This window comes from Microbacterium sp. CH1 (genome assembly GCF_001595495.1).
In the GTDB taxonomy this organism is placed as follows: domain Bacteria; phylum Actinomycetota; class Actinomycetes; order Actinomycetales; family Microbacteriaceae; genus Microbacterium.
In genome coordinates this window covers 321,251-341,055 of sequence record NZ_LOSO01000024.1, presented here as the reverse complement: position 1 = coordinate 341,055, position 19,805 = coordinate 321,251, and the positions used below count along the sequence as shown (strand labels likewise).

General features: G+C 70.5%; 22 protein-coding genes. 5 read left to right on the top strand and 17 right to left on the bottom strand.

Translation table 11 applies throughout. The annotated features are described in order from the left end of the window. Nucleotides 1-46: 46 nt before the first annotated feature. On the bottom strand, nucleotides 47-700 hold the full coding sequence (locus AUV07_RS17005; RefSeq protein ID WP_025102708.1) for an MIP/aquaporin family protein: 654 nt from the start codon (nucleotides 698-700) through the stop codon (nucleotides 47-49). A gap of 171 nt (nucleotides 701-871) precedes the next feature. On the opposite strand from AUV07_RS17005, the gene AUV07_RS17000 reads away from it, so the two are divergent. Together AUV07_RS17000 and AUV07_RS16995 are read left to right on the top strand one after the other, a co-directional pair. After that, on the top strand, nucleotides 872-2,227 hold the full coding sequence (locus tag AUV07_RS17000; RefSeq protein WP_062637930.1) for an APC family permease: 1,356 nt from the start codon (nucleotides 872-874) through the stop codon (nucleotides 2,225-2,227). Further along, nucleotides 2,214-2,423, top strand: coding sequence for a hypothetical protein (locus tag AUV07_RS16995; RefSeq protein ID WP_062637928.1), 210 nt, complete (start codon nucleotides 2,214-2,216; stop codon nucleotides 2,421-2,423). The genes AUV07_RS17000 and AUV07_RS16995 overlap by 14 nt, the downstream gene beginning before the upstream one ends. A gap of 17 nt (nucleotides 2,424-2,440) precedes the next feature. Here AUV07_RS16995 and corA read toward each other — a convergent pair whose 3' ends face one another. Both corA and AUV07_RS16985 read right to left on the bottom strand, forming a co-directional pair. Then, on the bottom strand, nucleotides 2,441-3,457 hold the full coding sequence (gene corA / locus AUV07_RS16990; protein ID WP_062638051.1) for a magnesium/cobalt transporter CorA: 1,017 nt from the start codon (nucleotides 3,455-3,457) through the stop codon (nucleotides 2,441-2,443). A gap of 26 nt (nucleotides 3,458-3,483) precedes the next feature. Further along, nucleotides 3,484-4,761, bottom strand: coding sequence for a serine hydrolase domain-containing protein (locus AUV07_RS16985; RefSeq protein WP_062637925.1), 1,278 nt, complete (start codon nucleotides 4,759-4,761; stop codon nucleotides 3,484-3,486). An 85-nt stretch (nucleotides 4,762-4,846) separates the two neighbouring features. Here AUV07_RS16985 and AUV07_RS18065 point away from each other — a divergent pair, with 85 nt between their 5' ends. Next, entirely contained in the window at nucleotides 4,847-5,161 is a 315-nt protein-coding gene (locus AUV07_RS18065) for a DUF2470 domain-containing protein (protein WP_062637923.1), read from the top strand. A gap of 51 nt (nucleotides 5,162-5,212) precedes the next feature. After that, nucleotides 5,213-5,860, top strand: coding sequence for a biliverdin-producing heme oxygenase (locus tag AUV07_RS16975; RefSeq protein WP_025102725.1), 648 nt, complete (start codon nucleotides 5,213-5,215; stop codon nucleotides 5,858-5,860). Between the two features lie 14 nt (nucleotides 5,861-5,874). Here the strand turns inward: AUV07_RS16975 and AUV07_RS16970 are convergent, their stop codons facing one another. Beyond that, a complete protein-coding gene (locus AUV07_RS16970) occupies nucleotides 5,875-7,308 on the bottom strand; it encodes an ATP-dependent DNA helicase (RefSeq protein WP_062637921.1) in 1,434 nt (477 codons plus the stop codon). 117 nt (nucleotides 7,309-7,425) lie between these two features. On the opposite strand from AUV07_RS16970, the gene AUV07_RS16965 reads away from it, so the two are divergent. Continuing rightward, entirely contained in the window at nucleotides 7,426-8,496 is a 1,071-nt protein-coding gene (locus AUV07_RS16965) for a hypothetical protein (RefSeq protein ID WP_062637919.1), read from the top strand. A gap of 6 nt (nucleotides 8,497-8,502) precedes the next feature. On the opposite strand, the gene AUV07_RS16960 is transcribed toward AUV07_RS16965, so the two are convergent. The 13 genes from AUV07_RS16960 to AUV07_RS16900 all read right to left on the bottom strand — a co-directional run bounded on the left by AUV07_RS16960 (nucleotide 8,503) and on the right by AUV07_RS16900 (nucleotide 19,793). Next, the gene (locus tag AUV07_RS16960; RefSeq protein ID WP_082803025.1) at nucleotides 8,503-10,515 is read right to left on the bottom strand and encodes a cytochrome c oxidase assembly protein; all 2,013 of its coding nucleotides are present in this window, start codon (nucleotides 10,513-10,515) and stop codon (nucleotides 8,503-8,505) included. An 83-nt stretch (nucleotides 10,516-10,598) separates the two neighbouring features. Then, nucleotides 10,599-10,886, bottom strand: coding sequence for an HU family DNA-binding protein (locus AUV07_RS16955; RefSeq protein ID WP_017203554.1), 288 nt, complete (start codon nucleotides 10,884-10,886; stop codon nucleotides 10,599-10,601). Between the two features lie 323 nt (nucleotides 10,887-11,209). Beyond that, complete coding sequence (gene rpsN, locus AUV07_RS16950) at nucleotides 11,210-11,515, bottom strand: 30S ribosomal protein S14 (RefSeq protein ID WP_017829734.1); 306 nt, start codon at nucleotides 11,513-11,515, stop codon at nucleotides 11,210-11,212. Nucleotides 11,516-11,518: 3 nt separating this feature from the next. Then, nucleotides 11,519-11,689: a 50S ribosomal protein L33 gene (gene rpmG / locus AUV07_RS16945; RefSeq protein ID WP_017203558.1), complete on the bottom strand. Its 171-nt coding sequence runs from the start codon at nucleotides 11,687-11,689 to the stop codon at nucleotides 11,519-11,521. Beyond that, complete coding sequence (rpmB, locus tag AUV07_RS16940) at nucleotides 11,689-11,925, bottom strand: 50S ribosomal protein L28 (protein WP_025102729.1); 237 nt, start codon at nucleotides 11,923-11,925, stop codon at nucleotides 11,689-11,691. The genes rpmG and rpmB overlap by 1 nt, the downstream gene beginning before the upstream one ends. A gap of 191 nt (nucleotides 11,926-12,116) precedes the next feature. Beyond that, nucleotides 12,117-12,839, bottom strand: a complete 723-nt coding sequence (locus AUV07_RS16935) for a DNA-3-methyladenine glycosylase (RefSeq protein ID WP_062637918.1) — start codon at nucleotides 12,837-12,839, stop codon at nucleotides 12,117-12,119. Between the two features lies 1 nt (nucleotide 12,840). Next, the gene (locus AUV07_RS16930) at nucleotides 12,841-14,697 is read right to left on the bottom strand and encodes a hypothetical protein (RefSeq protein WP_102209777.1); all 1,857 of its coding nucleotides are present in this window, start codon (nucleotides 14,695-14,697) and stop codon (nucleotides 12,841-12,843) included. After that, nucleotides 14,687-15,511: a TIGR03943 family putative permease subunit gene (locus AUV07_RS16925; protein ID WP_062637916.1), complete on the bottom strand. Its 825-nt coding sequence runs from the start codon at nucleotides 15,509-15,511 to the stop codon at nucleotides 14,687-14,689. The genes AUV07_RS16930 and AUV07_RS16925 overlap by 11 nt, the downstream gene beginning before the upstream one ends. After that, complete coding sequence (locus AUV07_RS16920; RefSeq protein WP_062637914.1) at nucleotides 15,504-16,544, bottom strand: permease; 1,041 nt, start codon at nucleotides 16,542-16,544, stop codon at nucleotides 15,504-15,506. Before AUV07_RS16920 ends, AUV07_RS16925 begins: the two co-directional genes overlap by 8 nt. Next, the gene (locus AUV07_RS16915; protein ID WP_025102734.1) at nucleotides 16,541-16,957 is read right to left on the bottom strand and encodes a Fur family transcriptional regulator; all 417 of its coding nucleotides are present in this window, start codon (nucleotides 16,955-16,957) and stop codon (nucleotides 16,541-16,543) included. Before AUV07_RS16915 ends, AUV07_RS16920 begins: the two co-directional genes overlap by 4 nt. Nucleotides 16,958-17,077: 120 nt before the next feature. Beyond that, nucleotides 17,078-17,923 carry a metal ABC transporter permease gene (locus AUV07_RS16910; RefSeq protein WP_062638045.1) on the bottom strand — a complete coding sequence of 282 codons (846 nt, stop codon included), beginning with the start codon at nucleotides 17,921-17,923 and terminating at the stop codon, nucleotides 17,078-17,080. Nucleotides 17,924-17,946: 23 nt separating this feature from the next. Then, nucleotides 17,947-18,798 (bottom strand): metal ABC transporter ATP-binding protein, encoded by an 852-nt coding sequence (locus AUV07_RS16905; RefSeq protein ID WP_062637912.1) that lies wholly within the window; start codon nucleotides 18,796-18,798, stop codon nucleotides 17,947-17,949. Next, complete coding sequence (locus tag AUV07_RS16900; RefSeq protein WP_062637910.1) at nucleotides 18,795-19,793, bottom strand: metal ABC transporter substrate-binding protein; 999 nt, start codon at nucleotides 19,791-19,793, stop codon at nucleotides 18,795-18,797. The genes AUV07_RS16905 and AUV07_RS16900 overlap by 4 nt, the downstream gene beginning before the upstream one ends. Nucleotides 19,794-19,805 lie beyond the last annotated feature (12 nt).

Sequence of the window (19,805 nt, the reverse complement as noted above, 5' to 3'; positions counted from 1 at the left end):
AAGCGCCGCACCCCGGGAGGGATGCGGCGCTCCGAAGGGTGTGCTCCTACTCGGCGTCCGCGGCGATCTTCCGCGCATCGTCGGCGTTGAGCACCCGGAACAGCAGGGCCGCGATGATGGCACCGACCGCGGGGGCCACGATGTACAGCCACAGCGAGCCCCACGCGAAGTGCCCGCTGACCGAGAGGCCGAGGGCCACCGCCGGGTTGAATCCGCCACCCGAGATGGAGCCGACCGTCGCCGCACCGACGAAGACGGTCGCACCGATCGCGAGCCCGTAGAACGAGTTGCCCGCCGTGTCCTTCGAGGTGGCGGAGTTCAGCACGACCCAGACGAGGATCAGGGTGAACAGCGCCTCCACGAGGAACGCCGGACCGACCTCGATGACCATCGCCTTCTCCCCCGCCGGCCAGACGGCGAGGGCCACGAGAGCGGCGAGCGCCCCGCCGGCGAACTGCGCGACGAGGTAGGAGACGAAGTCGGCGACGCTGAGCCCGCCGCGCAGGAACACACCCAGCGAGACCGCCGGGTTGAGGTGGGCGCCGGAGATGTGGCCCGTGGAGTACACAAGCACCATCAGCGTGAAGCCGATCGCGAGCGGGGTGAGCGGGCTTCCGCTGTTCACCGCGGCGATGATGGCGAGGACGAAGAGGAACGTGGCGACCGCTTCTGCGAGCGCCTTTCGAGGTGTACCGGTCATGATGGTGTCCTTCTGTGGGATCGCAGGCGGCCCCCCGTCTCCCCGGAACGGCCCGGGCGACGACCCGCCTTGCGGCACCGACGATAGCGCGCGGTCGGCTCTCGCTGGCTCATTGGCGGCGGAACTGTCAAGCCCGTCGCCCGCCGGAGTTCCGGCCCCTACCGTGCAAGGATGACCGTCCATACCGAGCCGCGCGCCGAGACCCCCACCCGGCTGCGCCGCGCCATCACCGGCCCCCTGCTGTTCGCGTTCATCCTCGGCGACGTGCTGGGGGCGGGGATCTACGCGCTCATGGGCGTGCTCTCGGAAGACGTGGGCGGGCTGCTCTGGGCACCGCTCGTCCTCGCGCTCCTCCTCGCCATGCTCACCGCAGGGTCGTATGCCGAGCTCGTCACCAAGTACCCGCGCGCCGGCGGCGCCGCCGTGTTCGCCGAGCGGGCCTTCCGCAGCCCGCTGGTCTCCTTCCTCGTCGGCTTCAGCATGCTCGCGGCCGGCGTGACGAGCGCGGCCGGTCTTGCCATCGCCTTCGCCGGCGACTACCTCAGCACCTTCATCGACCTGCCGACGACCCCGGTCGCGATCGTCTTCCTCGCGATCGTCGGCCTGCTCAACGCCCGCGGCATCCGCGAGTCGATGGGCGCGAACCTCGTGATGACGGCGATCGAGCTCAGCGGCCTCGTGATCGTGATCGTCGTCGTCGCGGTGTTCGTCGGCGGCGGAGGCGGCGACCTGTCCCGGGCGACGCAGGTGCCCGAGGGGGCGAACGTCGCCCTCGCCGTGCTCTCCGGAGCGGTGATCGCCTACTACTCGTTCGTCGGCTTCGAGACCTCGGCCAACATGATCGAAGAGGTCAAGAACCCCCGGCGTACGTACCCGCGCGCGTTGTTCGGCGCGCTCCTCACCGCTGGTGTCGTGTACGTGCTCGTCGGCATCGCCAGCGCCGTCGCGCTGCCGGCATCCGAGCTGCAGGAGTCCAGCGGTCCGCTGCTCGCGGTCGTCGAGGCCACCGGGGTCAGCGTCCCGTCCTGGCTGTTCAGCCTCATCGCGCTCATCGCCGTCGCCAACGGCGCCCTGCTGACGATGATCATGGTCAGCCGCCTCACCTACGGCATGGCCGAGCAGAACCTCCTGCCGTCGGTGCTCGGGCGCGTGCTGCCGAAGCGGAAGACCCCGTGGGTCGCGATCCTCACCACGACGCTCGTGGCGATGGGCCTCACACTGGTCGGAGACCTCGCGACGCTCGCCGAGACCGTCGTGCTGCTGCTGCTCGTCGTGTTCCTCAGCGTGAACATCTCGGTGCTGGTCCTGCGCCGCGACAGGGTCGAGCACGACCACTTCCGCGTGTGGACGTTCGTCCCGGTGCTCGGCATCGCGTCGTGCATCCTGCTGCTCACCCAGCAGCGCCCGCAGGTGTGGCTGTTCGGAGCCATCCTGCTCGCCGTCGGCGGCGTGCTCTACGCTGTCGCCCGGTGGACCCGCAACCGCTCGAAGACCGCCGACACGAAGGAGAGCCATGAGCACGCCTGACGACACCGCCGACGAGACGTTCGAGGAGAACCGTCACGACCAGCTGACCTCGGCCCCCGATGCCACGGAGGCCGACGCCGCGCCGCGCGTGGACGTCTCGGAGCACGACGGCAACACGCGCATCGACATCCGGGACGACGCCGAGGTGCGTCCGGGGCCCGGGCCTGGAATGCCCGAAGCCGACGGCGAGGACTGACCGAAGGCGGTTCCGGCTTACAGCCAGCCCTTGCGCTTGAAGGCCGCGTACAGCCCGACCCCCATCGCGACCATGAGCAGCACCGCCATGGGGTACCCGAATGCCCAGTGGAGTTCGGGCATGTGGTCGAAGTTCATGCCGTAGACCGTGCCGACCAGCGTCGGGGCGAAGAGGATCGCCGCCCAGCCGGAGATTTTCTTCACCTCGTCGTTCTGGCGGATGCTCAGCTCGGTCATCCGGCGCATCTCGTCGTTCTGCCGCCGCGCGACGATGGTCGACTCCACCGTGAGGGCGTTGTCGAGCACGGAGCGGAAGGTGGACGCCTTGTCGCTCACGCGCAGGGTGTGGTCGAGCACGTCGCGCAGATATCGCTGGAGTTCCTCGCTCATGCGGTACTTCTCGGAGCCGCGCAGCAGCGCCTCCAGCATGCCGGCCAGCGGCTGGGTCGCGCGCTGGAAGTCGATCACTTCGCGACCGAGATCGTAGATCCGCTGAGTCGCGTCGGCATCCTCCTCGAAGAGCTGACCCTCGATCTCGTCGATGTCGTTCTCGAGACCGGCCAGGACCGGGGAGTACTCGTCGACCACCTCGTCGAGGATCGCGTAGAGCACCGCCTCGGGACCGTGCGCGAGCAGCGCCGGGTCGGCCTCGAGCCGGCGACGCACCCGACCGAGGTCGGGCGACTCCGCATGACGGATCGTCACGACGAAATCAGGACCGACCAGCACGTGCACCTCGCCGAACTCGACCTCCTCGCGCTCGTCCAGGTAACGCGCGGGCCGCAGCACCATGAACAGCACATCGCCGTACCGCTCCAGCTTGGCGCGCTGGTGGCCGGACAGGGCGTCCTCGACGACGAGCTCGTGGATGCCGAACTCGTCGGCGACGGCACGGACCTCCTCCGCGCTCGGGCGGTAGAGGCCGATCCACCCCATGCCCCGCCGTTCCCGGATCCGCTCGAACGTCTCATCGAGGCTGCGTGGGTTCTCCGCGCGGACACCATCCACGTAGATCGCGTTGTCGACGATCGCCATCCGGACCTCGCTCGCTCGGGCCGGGATCACTCCGCCGGCGGAATGCAGGGAAGGGCGGCCTCCGCCGTCGCCGCGTGGTACTGCTCCGCGGTGAAGGGGAGACCGAACTCCGGTGCCGTCGCCCCGGAGGCGGCCGGCGCCTTGGAGGCGATGGCCGCGAGCTCCCAGGAGAGCTGCTGGGCGAACAGGGCACCGGCCGTCGAGTCGTTCAGCACGACGGCCACGGCGAAGCCGGTGGTCGGGTCGGAGTAGGCCGCGGTCGCGTAACCGGGAGTCCAACCGTGCTGCCCGATCATCGAACCGGCGAGGTACGCCCCACCCGTGGCCTGATACCAGGACGGTGCCCCCTCGACGGGGAGCGGGGTGGCGAATCGGTTCGGCTCGTCCTTCGTGCGGAGCGCTTGCCGCGCCTCCGCCTGGATGTACCGCCCGAGGTCCGTGATCGTCGAGACGACACCCGAGTCGGTGAAGCCGGTGCTGGAGGACAGCGTCGTGATGTCGACGGGAGCCGCACAGTCGAAGCCGCCCTCCACGGGGTTCATGTAATGGCCGGCGAGCACGGGGCCGTCAGCGGGAGGCGCCGCGGCCGGTGTGGGGAGCGCGGTCTCCGCGAGCTCGAGGGGCTCGGCGACATACTCCTCGATGAGCTGCCGCGCGCTCATCCCCGACGCGCGCTCGAGAGCCAGCCCGAGCAGGAGGTATCCGGCGTCGGAGTCACGGAAGGTGGTGTGCGGGGCGAGGCGGTCGCGGCCGAGACCGTAGCCGGCGAGCTCGAGCGGCGCCCATACGCGCTCCGGCGTGTTCTGCCACGCGCCCTTCGCCGTGTCCTCCGAGGAGCCGGCGCCGCTGGTCCCGTTGCAGAGGTCGAGGAGTGTGACGTCTTCCATGTCGGCGACGCCGGAGACGTATTCGGGCACCGTCGCATCGAGCTCCACCGTGCCCTCGTCGACGAGCGCGTACAGGACGTCGCAGGTCATCAGACGGGTCACGTCGCCGATCCGGAACGACATGTCTGTGGAGAGCTCACCGCCGTCCGCCTTGCTCTGCGTCCCCGTGGCGGCGACCCAGGTCCCGCTCCACGGCACCCAGACGCCGACGATCGCGCCGCTCGCTCCGGAGGCCGCGATCGCGTTGTCGACGGCGCCCTGGAGCGCCGCGACCGTCTCGTCGGGAAGGGTCGCCTCGGCCTGCTCGGGCGGCGTATAGCTGAAGGTGTCCTCGGAGGAGCATCCGGTGAGGACGAGACCGAGGACGGCCGCTGTGGCCGCTGCGGCGCGCCACCGGCGCGACGAGAGAAGCTGCATGTGTGGGAACCCCCGAAGACGTGTCTCCTGAGTCTAGAGCGCGGATGCTGAAAGTCGGCCCCGCGAGCCGTCGTAGGGTGTCCCTGTGCCCCATGACTTCGCTGCCGACGTGATCGCCGCCGTCCTCCGCCACATGAACGACGACCACACCGACGACAACCTGCTCATCGCCCGCGCCTTCTCCGCACCGCCCGTGGACGACATCGACGGCGCCGTGATGACGGGCTTCGACGGGGAGGCCGGACGGTGGGAGGTCTCGCGTGGCGGCGCGACGTCGGAGCTCCGGGTGCCGTGGCCGGGCGGTCCCATCACCGAGCGCCGAGAGGTCCGCCGGGAGATCGTGGCGCTGTACGACGACGCCTGCGACCGCCTCGGCGTGGAGCCCCGACCCCACGACTGACCGCCGGCGGCGGGCTTCCCTCCAAGGTTAGGCTGCCCTTACACTGAAGCCATGCCCGAGATCCTCTCCTTCTCCGCCGCCCTCCGGGAGCGCTCCTCCGGTTCCCATTCCCGCAGCGAGACGGCGGGCTTCATGTCCGACCTCCTCAAGGGAGAGGGCTCGCGCGAGGACTACATCGCGCTCGTCGCACAGCACTACTTCATCTACGACGCGCTCGAAGGAGCCGGCGAGCGCATGCGCCAGGACCCGGTGGCGTCGGTGTTCCTGAGCGACAAGCTCACGCGCCTCCCCGCGCTCGAGGCCGACCTCGCCTTCCTCCTCGGGCCCGAGTGGCGGGAGCGGATCGCCCCGCTGCCCACCACGCAGCGCTACGTCGAGCGCATCCGACAGGTGGGCGCGACGTGGGCTGGCGGCTTCGTCGCGCACCACTACACCCGCTACCTCGGCGACCTCTCCGGCGGCATCTTCATCGGCCGGGTGATGGCGCGGCGCTTCGGCTTCGAGACGAACGGCATCGGCTTCTACCTCTTCGACGACATCGCCGACCCCTCCGCCTTCAAGGACGTGTATCGCGAGCAGCTGGACGCCGCTCCGTGGGACGAGGCCGAGCGCGAGCGCGTCATCGACGAGGTGCTCCTCGCGTACCGCTTCAACACCGAGCTGTTCGAAGACCTCGACCGCGCCCGCGCCGCCGCCTGACCCGGCGGTCGCCGTCAGGTCCGCGGCAGCTCGGGCGTCGAGGCCGCGAGCCACGCATCGCGCATGAACCGCCGCACGTCCTCGTCCACGCGGATGTCGCTCGGCCGCAGGGGTCGGGAGAGGTAGAGGCCCTCCAGTGACGTGAGCCGGCTGAGGGCGACGTAGGTCTGCCCCGGCGCGAACGCCCCGGAGCCCAGGTCGATCACGGCCCGGTCGTAGGTCTTGCCCTGCGACTTGTGGATCGTCACGGCCCAGGCCAGGCGCAGCGGGAACTGGGTGAACTCGGCCACGACGTCCCGGGAGAGCTTCTTCGTGTTCGGGTCGTAGGCGTACCGGAACCGCTCCCAGACGGCCGGCTCGACATCGACCTCCTCGCCGTCGATCTCCACGCGCACGGTCCCGCCGAGGATGCGGGTCACCGTCCCGATCGTGCCGTTGACCCAGCGGGGCGGCTCTCCGGTCATCGCGGTGTCGTTGCGCAGGAACATCACCTGCGCGCCCACCTTGAGCTTGAGCTCGGACTCGGCGGGCAGGGAGGCCTCTCCGCGTCCGAAGTCGCCGCTGACCTCCGCCCGCGCGGTCTGCTCCTTGCCGGGGAGTGCGGCCAGATGCCGGCTGTTGATGCTGTTCACGATGTCGTTGCGGGTGGCGAGGGTGATCATCGGCACCTCGCCCGGCTCAGGGTCCGGAGGGGTGCGCGCGCCCTGAGCGTTGAGGATCCCGGCGATCTCCGCCGTCACCCGCCCGTAGCGGACCGCGTTGAGCATGGACTTGAAGCCGTCGTCCGACTGGCGGTGGATCTGCACGAGCTCCCGCACGTGCAGCTCCGCCCTGGTGTCCACCTCGAACAGCGCCCCCTGGGTCCCCTGGGTCCCTGAGCCTGTCGAAGGGCCCGTCGAAGAGTGGGTCCCTGAGCCTGTCGAAGGGCCCGCCCACACCTTCGCGTCGAAGAACCAGAACGACCGGTAGTGGTCCTTCACGTACCGCGCCTCGTCTCCGCGCGGGGGGACGGGGGCGAGCTGGTACGGGTCGCCGAACATGACGATCTGCACGCCGCCGAAGGGCTCGCCCCGTCGACCCCTGGCCTGCCGGAGGGAGCGGTCGATGGCGTCCATGAGGTCGGCGTTGACCATGGAGATCTCATCGATGACGAGGGTCTCGATGGCGTTGAGGATGCGTCGGGTCGCATCGTTCTGATCGATGTCCCCGTCCCCGATGAGCCCGATCGGCAGCCGGAACAGGGAGTGGATCGTCTGCCCCTCGACGTTCAGGGCCGCGACGCCGGTGGGGGCGCAGATCGCGATCTGCTTCTTCGTGTTCCAGGCGAAATGCTGCAGCAGCGTGGACTTGCCGGTGCCCGCGCGTCCTGTGATGAAGACGTGCTCTCTGGTGTCCTCGATGAGCCGGAACAGCTCCTGCTGCTCCTCGGACAGGGCGGGAAGGGACACGGTTCTCACAGGGCTGGCGGGGCGGACACGGGACGCTCCCCCATGCTACGTGCCCCGTCCAGTGGCGGCCCGCCGACGCTCGGCGTCCCCTCAGGACGCCCTCCTAGACTGACCGGCATGGAGCGGGCCGGGACGCGCGCGCCCCGGCGGTCGCGCCTGGGCGCCGATCTGGCGATCCTCGGGCTCATCGGCGTCCTCCTGCTGGCCGCGATCGGCGCCGGCGGTGCGACCCTCTACCGGCAGTTCTACGGCCCGTCGGCCTTCGTGGTCCGCTACCTCGATCTGCTCGCCGAGGGGCGCGCGGCCGACGCCCTCCGGGTCCCCGGCGTCGCGATCGATCGGGAGACCCTCGACGAGGCCGGGATCGACCCCGCCGCCTCCGAGGCCATGCTGCGCCGCTCCGCCCTCGGCCCGCTCACCGACATCGAGGTCGAGTCGGAGAAGACCTCCGGCGACGACACCGCGGTCACGGTCAGCTACCGGGCGGGAGGCCACTCCGGGACGACCACCTTCCACGTCGCGCAGGACGGCTGGGCGGGCGTCACCCCGAACTGGCGCTTCACCACGAGCCCCCTGGCGGTGGTCGAGCTCACCGTGCGCGGTTCCGACCGCTTCGCCGTGAACGGCTTCGAGGTCGACCGTCGCCAGATCTCCGCTGCCGGTGCCGCCGCCACTCCGCTCGAACCTCTGCCCCTGCTGGTCTTCACCCCCGGCGTCTACTCCGTCACGGTGGACACGGCGATCTCCACATCCTCCGGGCACGGGGTCCTCGCCGACAAACCGCTGGCCGTGACCCCGTTGGACGTGCAGTCGGAGCCGACGGAGGAGTTCGTCGAGGTCGTCCAGGAACGCGTCGAGGAGTTCCTCACCGACTGCACCACGCAGGAGGTGCTGCAGCCCACCGCGTGCCCGTTCGGACTGCGGGTGCAGAACCGGATCGCCGAGCCGCCGAAGTGGTCGATCAGCCAGCAGCCCGAGATCATGGTCGCGCCCTCCGACGACGGGCACTGGCAGATCCCGCCCGCGACCGCCGTGGCGCACGTCGAGGTCGAGATCCAGTCGCTCTTCGACGGCTCCGTCGAGCCGGTCTCCGAAGACGTGCCGTTCCGCGTGAACGGCTCGATCGCCATCCTTCCCGACGGCTCCGCCTCGATCCGCGTCGGATCGCCGGACGACCTCGGGCAGTGAGCCGCGTCAGCGGCGCTGACGCTCCGCGGCGCGCTGGTCGCGTGCCGCGAGGTCGGCCAGCCGGGCGTTGTATTCCTCCAGCTCGGCGTCGCCGGTGCGGTCCGCATGGCGGTCGCGCCGGCGCTGGAGCTTGGTGTCGCTCCGGCTCCACTGGATGGCGACGGTGATGGCGAGGATGAGCGTCGGGATCTCCCCGATCGACCACGCGATGCCGCCGCCCACATACTGGTCGGTCATCGGGTCGGCGCCCCAGTCGCGGCCCATCGCGCCGAACCAGTCCGCGACCATCAGCCCTTCCTGCATCATGATCGCCATGCCGAAGAACGCGTGCATGGCCATCACCGCGATGAGGGTGATGAGTCGGCCGGGGTACGGCAGGCGGTACGGCACGGGGTCGGCGCCGATGAGGCTCATCACGAACAGGTAGCCCGAGATCAGGAAGTGGATGACCATCCACTCGTGCCCGAGGTGCTCGTACATCGACCAGCGCACCAGATCGGTGAAGTAGAACGCCCAGAGCGACAGGATGAAGATCGCCGCTGCCACGATCGGGTGGGTGACGACCCGCGCGAACGGCGAGTGGACGGCCCACATGATCCATTCGCGGCCGCCGCGGGTGCCGTCGTCGCGCTTGTGGATCGCGCGCAGCGCGAGCGTGATCGGCGCTCCGGAGACGAGCAGCAGCGGGATCGCCATCGAGAGCATCATGTGCCCGAGCATGTGCACGCTGAAGAGGTACTCCTGGTAGGCGTTGATGGGGCCGCCCGTGACCCACACCAGCAGCAGCAGGCCGAGCACCCAGAACACCGTGCGGTGGATCGGCCAGCGATCGCCGCGGAGCCGGAGTCGGCGCACGCCCGCGAGATAGAAGAAGAGTCCGAAACCCGCCGCGACGAGCCACAGCACATCGATGTCCCACGCCGTGAACCAGCGCTCCAGGGTGAGCTCGGGCGGCAGCAGCGATCCGGTGAGGATCTGCGCCGGGGTCTGCGCGAACGCCGCGACCTCGCCGGTGGGCGGGGGCGTGCGCGCGAGGGCGGCCGCGGCACCGGAGGCGAGTCCCATCAGGGCCACCTCGCCGAGGACGAGCGCCCAGAACCACCGGGACGCGCGGTCCCCGCTCAGCTTCGGGATCAGACGCGTGCGGTACCAGGCGCCGAGCAGCCCCATCCCGACGAGCAGAGCGGCCTTGACGACGACGATGAGGCCGTAGGGGGTGGTCCACACGGCCTCCCAGCTGCCGACGGCCACGATGGAACGGGTGAAGCCGGAGACGGCGACCACCGCGAAGGCCGCGATCGCGAGGGAGGAGTACCGGCCGACGAGCGTGCGCAGATCGAGGTCCTGCTGCCCGCGGAGGAGCACGAGGAGGAGCAGTCCGCCCAGCCACACGGCCGCGCCGATCGTGTGCAGGAGGATGGAGTTGACGGCCATGTTGTGTCCGTCGAGGTCGCCCGCGTGCCCCTGGGTCGCCAGCGGCAGGAACGACACCGCGGCCAGCAGGGCGGTGAGCAGCGTGGGCGTCCAGGTGCGCCAGGCGAACGCGAGCACCGTGATGACCGCACCGAGAATGGTCGTGATCAGCCACGACTGCCCCAGCGGGAGCTCCAGCAGGAAGCGTCCGAGCTGCGAGCCGAACTCGCGCTCGATGCTGAGCTGCGGGTTGAAGGCCGCCATAAAGGAGAAGAAGCCGGCCAGACCCGAGGAGACGGTGAAGACGGCGGCCCCGACCGAGGCGATGTTCAGGGCCGTGTCGAACGTGCGCTCTCCCGCTCGCAGTCCGAACAGGGCCAGCACGAGCGATCCGAGCATGAGAGCGCCGGCGAGGTTCATCGCGAGCTTCGCGAGCGGTGTGCCCCACAGCACCACGGGTCCGGGGTCCTGCAGCAGCGGCGGGTTCGCCCCTCCCCCGACGAGCAGCGCCCAGACGAGGGCGACGCCGGCAGCGGCGAGGAGGATGACGATGCCGGCGAGACGGTACGCCGACGTCGAGCGCGGCGTCTCGGTGCGGGAACTCACCCCTCCAGCCTAGGCGCGCGCAGCAGGGAGGATGCACGAAGGCCGCCTCCGAAGCGGGGGCGGCCTTCGAAAAGGGTGCGGTCTTACTTGACGGCAGCCTTGAGCTTGGAACCGGCGGTCACCTTGACGCGCTTGCCGGCCGGGATCTTGATCTCGGCGCCGGTCTGCGGGTTGCGGCCCGTGCGGGCGGCCGTGTCGACCTGCTCGAACGAGATCCAGCCCGGGATGGAGACCTTGCTGCCCTTGGCGACAGCGTCGGAGACCGTGGCGAACAGCGAGTCGAGGACACCGGAGACGGTGGCCTGGCTCTGGCCGGTGGCGGAAGCGATGCTCGCGACGAGCTCGGTCTTGGTGATGGACTTGTCAGCCATGTCATCCTCCAGCGACGAAGGACCGTCGCATCGTGTGTGGGTACGGGAAGCGGGTGCTCCCCGGTGGTCGTGTGACCGCCTCGAATGTACCAACGGCCACCCGGATTTCCGCGTCATTTCGCGGGTTTCGACCGATTTCCCGGCGTGTCGCGTCACATTGGCCACTCGCGTCACAGGTTTTCGGTCGCCCTCTCGCCGGTTCAGGCCCCCGCGCGACAACAGGCGCTCCCCCGCTCACGCGCCTGTTCCCGCGCGATCGCCTGCGTCGCCGGGCATGCAAAAAGGGCGAGGATCCGAGATCCTCGCCCTTTCTCGCTCGATGCTTACCAGCTCGACTTGGTCACGCCGGGCAGCTCGCCACGGTGCGCCATGTCACGGAAGCGGACACGCGAGATGCCGAACTTCGTGAGGACACCACGGGGGCGGCCGTCGATGACGTCGCGCGAACGCACGCGAGCCGGCGACGCGTTGCGCGGCAGCTTCTGCAGGCCGACGCGGGCGGCCTCGCGGGCCTCGTCGGTGGCGTTCGGGTCGACCAGGGTCTTCTTCAGCTCGGCACGACGCTCGGCGTAGCGCTCGACGATGACCTTGCGCTGCTCGTTGCGCGCGATCTTGCTCTTCTTAGCCATGGATCAACGCTCCTCTCGGAATTCGACGTGCTGACGGATGACCGGGTCGTACTTCTTGAGCACGAGGCGGTCGGGGGTGTTGCGGCGGTTCTTCTTGGTCACGTACGTGTAACCCGTACCTGCCGTCGAACGCAGCTTGATGATCGGACGGACGTCCTGAGCCTTCTTGGCCATTAGAGCTTCACACCCTTCGCCTGGAGGTCCTTGACGACGTTCTCGATGCCACGCGCGTCGATCACCTTGATGCCCTTGGCGGACACGTTGAGCGTGATCTTACGACCGAGCGAGGGCACGAAATAGGTCTTCTTCTGCACGTTCGGGTCGAAGCGACGCTTCGTCCGGCGGTGCGAGTGCGAGACGTTGTGACCGAAGCCGGGAACAGCTCCGGTCACCTGGCACACTGCTGCCATGATGATGACTCCTTCATTACCGTGAGACCGGACGGCCTCACCCAAGATCCCTTGTCTGCACGCCGCCCCGCATACCGATCTCTCGGCGGAAGAAGGGGGAGCACACGAACTGCGCACAGGAGCGTGCGCAGACGAAGAGTCAGTCTAGCACGGCCTCCGCCGGCCGTTCGAATCGCCTGAATGGCCCCATCTCAGGCCGAAAAGCCGCCATTCGCGCGATTCGAAGCGTCGGCGGCACCCCGCCCCCACCGGAACGGGGAGACCGTGGGGTCGCCGGGGATCCAGAAGCGCCAGGGGAACGCGTCCGTCCCGGCGATGCCCGCCACCCCCACCCGCGGGCCCTGAGCGACGTCCGCCACGGGAGGGCCGAGCCACAGCTCCGCCCTGGCACCGTTCTGCTCGTCGCCCGTGATGGCGTCGAGGCCGTCGTGCAGGGAGTGCCGCAGCCCCGCGGCCTGTCCGAGCCGCCCTGGTCCGCGCGCGAGGTCCCGGAGGGCGGTGCGGCCGAGCGGCGGGACCGCCCGTCGTCGTCGGGCCACCGCCTCCACGCCGGACACGATCTCCCCGGCACGGAGCAGGACGCCGTCGCCCTGCCCCTCGGGGCCACAGGCCACATTGACGCAGGAGTGGATGCCGTGACTCAGGTACACGTAGAGATGCCCGGGCTCGCCCCACATCGTGGCGTTCCGGGCCGTGCGCCCCATGCGGGCATGCGAACCGGGGTCGGCCACCGCCCCCGTGCCCTGCCCGTGATACGCCTCGACCTCGGTGATGCGCACGCGCACCTCGACCGGGAGGCCGTCCTCGATGACGACGGTCCGCAGCTCCGCGCCGAGCAGCGTCGGCGCGACGTCCACGGCGGAACGCATCACGTCCTCACGGGTGGCGCGGCGCAGGGCCTCCGGCTCCGTCACGTCAGAACCGCGGCGCCGTCTGGCACCAGGACGCGTCGAAGCCGGTCAGCGCGACGATCTCGTCCCCGGTCTTCATGTCGATCAGGTGCGTCTCGAGCTCCTCCGGGAGGGGCAGCAGCATCCCGTCATAGGCGTTGTCGGCCATGTCCGGGGCGATCACGACGGCGGCGTACTGGCCGCTCGGCGACGCGCAGGCCTGGAGGATCGAGTCGGCGGCACTCACCTCCACGAGCGGGGTCGCCGCACCGGAGTCGTCGACGCGGATCACGGCCTGGCCCACCGGGAGACCGCCCTCGTCCCGGGCGACGACGTGTCGCAGGGTCCCCCCGGGGAACGGGGTGATGGAGGTGGCGCTGCCGTAGTCCGGCTCGGAGGGGGCGAGCGGCTCCTCGGATCCGTCTGCGAGGTCGAGCTCGACGACCGACCCGTCCAGCCGCTCGACGATGGCGGTGTACGTGCCGCGGGAGATGCCCTGGATGGTCGTCGCGAGGCCGAGGGACTGCACGCCCGTGTCGGCGGACTGATCGACGAGCGAGAGCGCCCCGTCGAAGTCGATGAACAGCACAGCGGCGCTGTCGGGCACGAACTGCCACACGAAGACGCTCACCTCCTCGTCGCCGACCTCGATGATGCGGGGCTCGTCGTCGCCGCTCAGCGATTGGGTGACGAGCACGCTCGCCCGCCCCTCGGTGTCGCTGAGTTCGCGATCGGAGTAGCTGTAGCCGACGAGGTTGCCGCGCTCGGACACCTGGATCGCGCCCACGTAGCCCTCGCCGGGCAGCGGGAGTTCGCGCTGATCGGAGCCGTCCCTGTCCATCACGAGCATCCGCGACTGGTCGTCGTCCTCGACAGCGGCCACGAGCTGCGTGGACGTGGCCCGGAAGTCGTCGATGCGCGGGTGGGAGAACACGGGCTGCGCGTTCTCTCCGGTCAAGTCGGTGCGGAAGATGATGTCGTCGCCGTCGGGGTCGCGGCGCAGGAGGAAGATCGACGACGACGGCGTCTCGAAGGACGTCGTGAGGTCCGCGGCGGGGCCGCCCCCGGCGCCGGTCACTCCGGCCACGGTGACCGTGTAAGTCGTGTCGTCGTCGAGGGGCACGGTGAAACGCACGCCCACCCCGCGGCCGGCGGCATCGACCGTGAACGGCACGGAGGGCTCGACGGTGACCTGCTCGGGGTCGATGGCGGAGAGGGGCTGGTTCGCGGTGAGGATGACGCGGCTTCCGGACGATTCGATGGCCTGAGCGGCGTCGACCTGCACGTCGGTGACCCGCGGGCCCTGGAGGAGGCTCACGATTCCGAGTCCCGTGCCGACGAGGACGAGCACTCCGACGACGGCGCCGATCGTGACGAGGAACCGTCGGCGGGACCACGGGGCGCTCCGCGGCGCCTCGTCGTCGGCGGGGAGGTCGGTCGTGGGCGTCCAGCCCGGCTCCGCCGCGTCGTCCCGGGCACCGTCTGCTCGGGAGGCGGACGTCGGGCCCGCGGGGGTGAACACCGGTTCGGGCGCCTGCGGGATCGCGGGGATGCCTGCGGCCGACTCCTCTGCCGCACGCTCCGCGGCTTCGCGCTCCGCGGCACGCTCCGCCGCAGCACGCTCGGCCGCCGCACGCTCCGCGGCTTCACGCTCCGCTGCTTCACGGTCGACGGCCGCCTGCTCGGCCGCGACCTCCGCCGCCATGCGCTCCACGGCCGCACGCTCCTCGGCGACCTGCTCCGCTTCGGCCTGCTCGACAGCGGCGCGCTCGGCCGCGGTCTGCTCCTCCGCGGCGCGCTCCTCCGCTTCCCGGGCGGCGCGCAGCTCGGCGCGGGTCCGCGGGACGGCGGGCGGCTCCGGCCGCTCGTCGTCAGTACTCATACGGGTCCTTCGGCTCGTCGATCGCCACCACATCGGTCGGCTCGATGTGCAGGGAACCGTCGTCGTCGGCGCGGACCTTCCCCGTGATCTCGACCCATTGTCCGGTCTTGTAGGCGTCGGCGTCGACGCTCACCGGCAAGGCGGCGGTCTGGGCGTCGATGACGCAGTGCGTGATGACGAGACGGGTGAGGTTGACGCCGTCTCCCTCACCGGGCGTGACGAAGCCCTGCAGCGTGACGTCGGCCCCGTCGTAGGCCGCGGTGTTCGTCGCGGCGGCGAAGACGCTCGCCCAGTCGCCCACACCGAAGGTCGAGGTGTCCGCGACCCCGAGGGCGACGGTGTCGGCACCGGCGAACAGCGCGGTCTCCTCTCCGGCGCGAGACATCGCGAGCTCCACCGAGAGCGAGGCGGGAGGCAGGACGAGCGCGGAGACGACGACCCCGGTCGCGACCACGCCGCCGGCCAGCGCACCGACGCCCGCGAGACGCCGGCGCGACAGCCCGGACGGGCGGTCGGCTTCGTCGTCCACGGACGCCGCCGGCTCGGCGGAGCGCGAGGCCGCGGGACCGTGGTCGTGTCCGTGGTCGTGTCCGTGGTCCTCCTCGGCTCCCAGCGGCAGCGCGCACGACCAGATCGCCCCGGCGAGCGTCACGACGGCGGCCGCGCACGCGAACCACACCGACTCCGGGCTGATGTAGAGGCTGAGACGGTCGGTCACCGCGAGGCCGAGGGTGACGACCGCGACGACGGATGCCAGGCCGATTCCCAGCCACCGGGTGGCGAGGGCGCGGGAGCGGGCGGAGAACTCAGGCAAGGACGTTCACCCCGATCCCGATCGCGAAGGCCGATGCCAGCACGACAGCGGTGATGCCCACGAGCGTGCGGGTGGTGAAGGTCGTGCGCATCAGCGCGAGCATCTTGATGTCGACGAGCGGGCCGACCAGGAGGAACGCCACGAGCGCACCCGAGGAGAAGGTCGACGCGAACGACAGCGCGAAGAAGGCGTCGACGTTGGAGCAGATCGCCACGACGATCGCGAGCAGCATCATCGCGACGATCGACAGCACAGGGTTGGCGCCGATCGTGAGCAGGACGTCGCGCGGGATGAGCACCTGCACGGCCCCGGCGAGCGCGGAGCCGATCACGAGCGCCGGCATCACGGCCCGCAGCTCCACGAGGAACTGCGTGAGGCTGCGGCGCACGGGAGTCCCCGGTTCGTGCGTGACGCGCTCGCACGTGTCGACGAAGCGCTGTGTGAGCAGCGACTCCGGCGAGGGGTGGCGGCTGTAGATCCATCCGATCAGGTTCGCGATGAGGTAGCCGCCGACGAGGCGGGCGACGAGGATGCCGCCGTCCCAGCCGAAGGCGGCGTGCGTCGTGAGGATCACGATCGGGTTGACGATCGGCGCCGCGATGAGGAAGGTCAGCGCCTCCGCGGGGGCGAGCCCGCGCATCATGAGCCCGCGGGCGAACGGGACGTTTCCGCACTCGCAGACCGGGATGAGCATGCCGAGCAGGGAGAGCACCGCGCGACGGGCCCAGGCGCGGCGCGGGAGCCAGCGGTGGATGACGTCCGCCGGGAGCCAGACCTGCACGACGATCGACAGGAGCACGCCGAGCACGACGAAAGGCAGCGCCTCGATCAGCACACTGAGGGCGAGCGTCAGGCCGTCCTGCGCGCGGGTGGGCAGCGAGGCGGGGAAGAGGGTGGGGAGGAAGCCGTCGATGAGGAACAGGGCCCCGATGATCACGACGCCGATGCCGACGGCGATCCACGTCGAGCGCGGCGAGGGCGCTCGACGGTGCGTGTGGCCCGGACGGGTGGCCGTTCGTGCCGGGGCGGTCACGCTGTCGCAGCCCTCTCGGCGTCGCGCTTGTTGGCGCAGGGGGTGCAGAGCCCGAAGATGTCGACCACGTGGGCGGCTTCGGTGAAGCCGTGCAGGGCGGCGGTGCGGTGCGCCCACTGCTCCACGTCCTTCGCCTCGATCTCGACCGTGAGGCCGCAGGATCGGCAGATGAGGTGGTGGTGGTGGCCCTGGGTGGTGCACGCCCGATAGAGCGCCTCTCCCTCGGGGCTCTGCAGCGAGTCGGCGTCGCCCGCGGCCGCGAGCCCGGCGAGGGCGCGGTAGACGGTGGCCAGGCCGATCCCGGTGTTGTCGTCGCGGAGCGTCGCGTGCAGGCTCTGCGCGCTCACGAAACCGCGCGCGTCGGCCAGCGCTTCGCGCACACGTTCGCGCTGCCAGGTGTTCCGCTGAGCCATGCCATCGATTCTAGGCCGGGACGGTTGGCGAGGGCTGGGAGCGCCCCCACCGCGGATTCGAATCGCCCGATTGGCGGCATCTCCGGCCGAAATGGAGCCAGGTGCGCGATTTGAACGGGGTCAGACGCGGGTGACCCGGGACCGGACGCGCTGCACGATCCAGCACACGACGTAGATCGTGAAGGACAGGGTCGTGATGTAGGGGCTCACCGGGAGGGTTCCGGCGAGCGCGAGGAGGATCCCGCCGACGGCCGACACGAACCCGAACACGGCCGCCAGCACCGGCACCGCGACCGGGCCCGCCGTGATTCGCATGGCGGCGGCCGCCGGTGTCACCAGCAGCGCCATCACCAGCAGCGCGCCGATGATGTGCACGCTCACCGCGACGATGAGCCCCAGCAGCACCATGAACAGCAGGCTCACGGTGCGGGTGGGCACCCCGCGGGCGGCCGCCGACTCCGGGTCGAGCGAGTCGAAGCGCAACGGATTCCACATCACGAGCAGGCCGAGCAGCACCACGAGGCTGATGCCGATGAGCCAGCCGAGATCCGGGCTCGAGACCGACACGATCTGCCCCGTCAGGAGGCTGAACCGGTTGGCGCTCCGGCCGTCGTACAGCGACAGGAACAGGATGCCGAGACCGAGCCCGAACGGCATGAGCACGCCCACGATCGAGTTGCGGTCCCTGGCCTTGGCGCCGAGGACCCCGATGAGGATCGCCGCCACGAGGGCTCCGCCGAGGGAGCCGAGCACCACGCTGCCGCCGAACAGCAGCGCCGCCGCCGCTCCCGCGAAGGAGAGCTCGCTCACCCCGTGCACCGCGAAGGCGAGATCGCGCTGCATGACGAAGACCCCGATGAGGCCGCCGACGAGGCCGAGCACGGCACCCGCGATGATCGAGTTCGAGAGCAGGGCGACGAGCTCGCCGTAGTCCTGGAAGGAGAAGACGTCGCCCCAGCCGACCATCGGGACGAGGGCGGACGCGGCGGTCATGCGGCGCCCCCGTGCTCGTGGTCGTGATCGTGGTGCGGCTCCGCGTCGGGGACGCCGACCACGACGAGCCGGTCGCCGGCGCGCAGTACGAACACCGGGGTGCCGTAGAGATCCGTCAGCACACGGGTCTGCAGGACCTCCTCCGGAGTCCCGAGGAGGAACCGACCCCCGGCGATGTAGAGGATGCGGTCGACGCGGTTCAGGATCGGGTTGACGTCGTGTGTGACGAAGAGCACGGCGGCCCCACGCTCCCGACGCTGCCGGTCGATGATGTCGGTGACGGCGACCTGGTTGGCGAGGTCGAGGTTCGACAGCGGCTCGTCGCAGAGCAGCAGCGCGGGCTCGTCGGCCAGCGCCTGTCCGACCCGGAGGCGCTGCTGCTCTCCGCCGGAGAGCAGGCCCACGCGGCGGTCCGCGTAGGAGGTCGCCCCGACCGCGGCCAGCAGCCCGTCGACCTTCGCCCGGTCGCCGCGGTGCGGGACCGGGAAGCCGAAGCGGCTGCCCTGCACGCCGAGGGCGACGAGGTCACGGGCCCGCATGCTCGTGTCGGGCGCGAGCGCGCGCTGCTGCGGGATGTACCCGATGCGGGCGTTGCCGCGGTGCACGGGCTCGCCGGCCACGCGGATGCTGCCGCGGGACAGCGGCTGGAGTCCCAGGATGCTGCGCAGGAGCGTCGTCTTCCCGGAGCCCGACGGGCCGAGCACGGCGATGAACTCCCCGGGCTGCACCGTGAGGTCGAGTCCCGACCAGAGCTCGCGGTCTCCCCGCTGCAGGGCGCCGTCGGCGATCTCGAGGACCGGACCGGTCTCCCTCGCGGGTCGCTGAGCCTGTGAACGGGCTCCGCTCACGACTGCACGGCGGCGGCGAGGCTCTGGATCGCGTCACTCATCCACTCAGAGTACGACGATCCGTCCTCCAGCAGCTCCGTGAACGCGACGACGGGCACCCCGGCGTCCTCCGCGGCCTTCTCCACGCGCTCCGTCTCCGCGCCGCCGGTCTGGGCGTTGGTGAGCACGGCGGTCACATCGCCGGACCCGACGACCTGCAGCGCCTCGAGCAGCACGGCGGGCGCGACATCGCTGCCCTCCTCCACCGACTCCGCGAAGCCCTCGGGGGTGACGTCGGTGAGCCCGGCGGCGGTGGCCAGGTACCCGGGCAACGGCTCGGTCATGAACACCGTCGCACCGGCGGCGTCCGCCTTGATCGCCTCGAGGTCGCCCTCGAAGCCCTCCAGCTCCGCGACGAGCTCGTCCGCGTTCGTGCGGAACGTGTCGGCACCGTCGGGGTCGATCTCGGTGAGCTCGTCGGCGATCGCCTCGACGACGTGGATCATCGTGTGCGGGTCGAACCACACGTGCTCGTTGAAGCCCTCGATGTGATCGTGGCCGGCGTGCTCGTCCTCGCCCTCGGCGTGCTCGTGATCGTGCGGCTCCTCGGTCGCGGCCTCGTCGTCGCCGTGATCGTCGTGGCCCTCGTTGCCCGGGTAGTCGTGCGAGAACTCCACCGCGGTGACGACGTGCGGGTCCTGCGCATCCTGCAGGAGGCTGTCGATGAACGCGTCGTAGCCGCCGCCGTTCTCCACCACGAGGTCGGCCTTCTGCAGCGTGAGGCGGTCGCGAGCGCTCGCCTCGTAGGAGTGCGGGTCCTGGGTGACCGAGTCGATGATCGAGGTGACGTCGACCCGGTCTCCGCCGACCTGCGCGGCGATGTCGCCGTAGACGTTGGTGCTCGCGACGACCGTCACCGCGCCGTCGTCCTCCGCCGCGCCGGACGTCGACGAGCATCCGGCCAGGGAGAGGGCGGCGACGGAGGCGAGCGTGAGGGCGAGGGCGGGCTTCTTCATGGGTCCCACTCT

Bases quoted from the DNA above. Each gene is read 5' to 3' on its own strand.
- AUV07_RS17005 (WP_025102708.1), bottom strand. From the start codon at position 700: ATGACCGGTACACCTCGAAAGGCGCTCGCAGAAGCGGTCGCCACGTTC.
- AUV07_RS17000 (WP_062637930.1), top strand. From the start codon at position 872: ATGACCGTCCATACCGAGCCGCGCGCCGAGACCCCCACCCGGCTGCGC.
- AUV07_RS16995 (WP_062637928.1), top strand. From the start codon at position 2,214: ATGAGCACGCCTGACGACACCGCCGACGAGACGTTCGAGGAGAACCGT.
- corA (WP_062638051.1), bottom strand. From the start codon at position 3,457: ATGGCGATCGTCGACAACGCGATCTACGTGGATGGTGTCCGCGCGGAG.
- AUV07_RS16985 (WP_062637925.1), bottom strand. From the start codon at position 4,761: ATGCAGCTTCTCTCGTCGCGCCGGTGGCGCGCCGCAGCGGCCACAGCG.
- AUV07_RS16975 (WP_025102725.1), top strand. From the start codon at position 5,213: ATGCCCGAGATCCTCTCCTTCTCCGCCGCCCTCCGGGAGCGCTCCTCC.
- AUV07_RS16965 (WP_062637919.1), top strand. From the start codon at position 7,426: ATGGAGCGGGCCGGGACGCGCGCGCCCCGGCGGTCGCGCCTGGGCGCC.
- AUV07_RS16955 (WP_017203554.1), bottom strand. From the start codon at position 10,886: ATGGCTGACAAGTCCATCACCAAGACCGAGCTCGTCGCGAGCATCGCT.
- rpsN (WP_017829734.1), bottom strand. From the start codon at position 11,515: ATGGCTAAGAAGAGCAAGATCGCGCGCAACGAGCAGCGCAAGGTCATC.
- rpmG (WP_017203558.1), bottom strand. From the start codon at position 11,689: ATGGCCAAGAAGGCTCAGGACGTCCGTCCGATCATCAAGCTGCGTTCG.
- rpmB (WP_025102729.1), bottom strand. From the start codon at position 11,925: ATGGCAGCAGTGTGCCAGGTGACCGGAGCTGTTCCCGGCTTCGGTCAC.
- AUV07_RS16930 (WP_102209777.1), bottom strand. From the start codon at position 14,697: ATGAGTACTGACGACGAGCGGCCGGAGCCGCCCGCCGTCCCGCGGACC.
- AUV07_RS16915 (WP_025102734.1), bottom strand. From the start codon at position 16,957: ATGGCTCAGCGGAACACCTGGCAGCGCGAACGTGTGCGCGAAGCGCTG.
- AUV07_RS16910 (WP_062638045.1), bottom strand. From the start codon at position 17,923: ATGGTCGGCTGGGGCGACGTCTTCTCCTTCCAGGACTACGGCGAGCTC.
- AUV07_RS16900 (WP_062637910.1), bottom strand. From the start codon at position 19,793: ATGAAGAAGCCCGCCCTCGCCCTCACGCTCGCCTCCGTCGCCGCCCTC.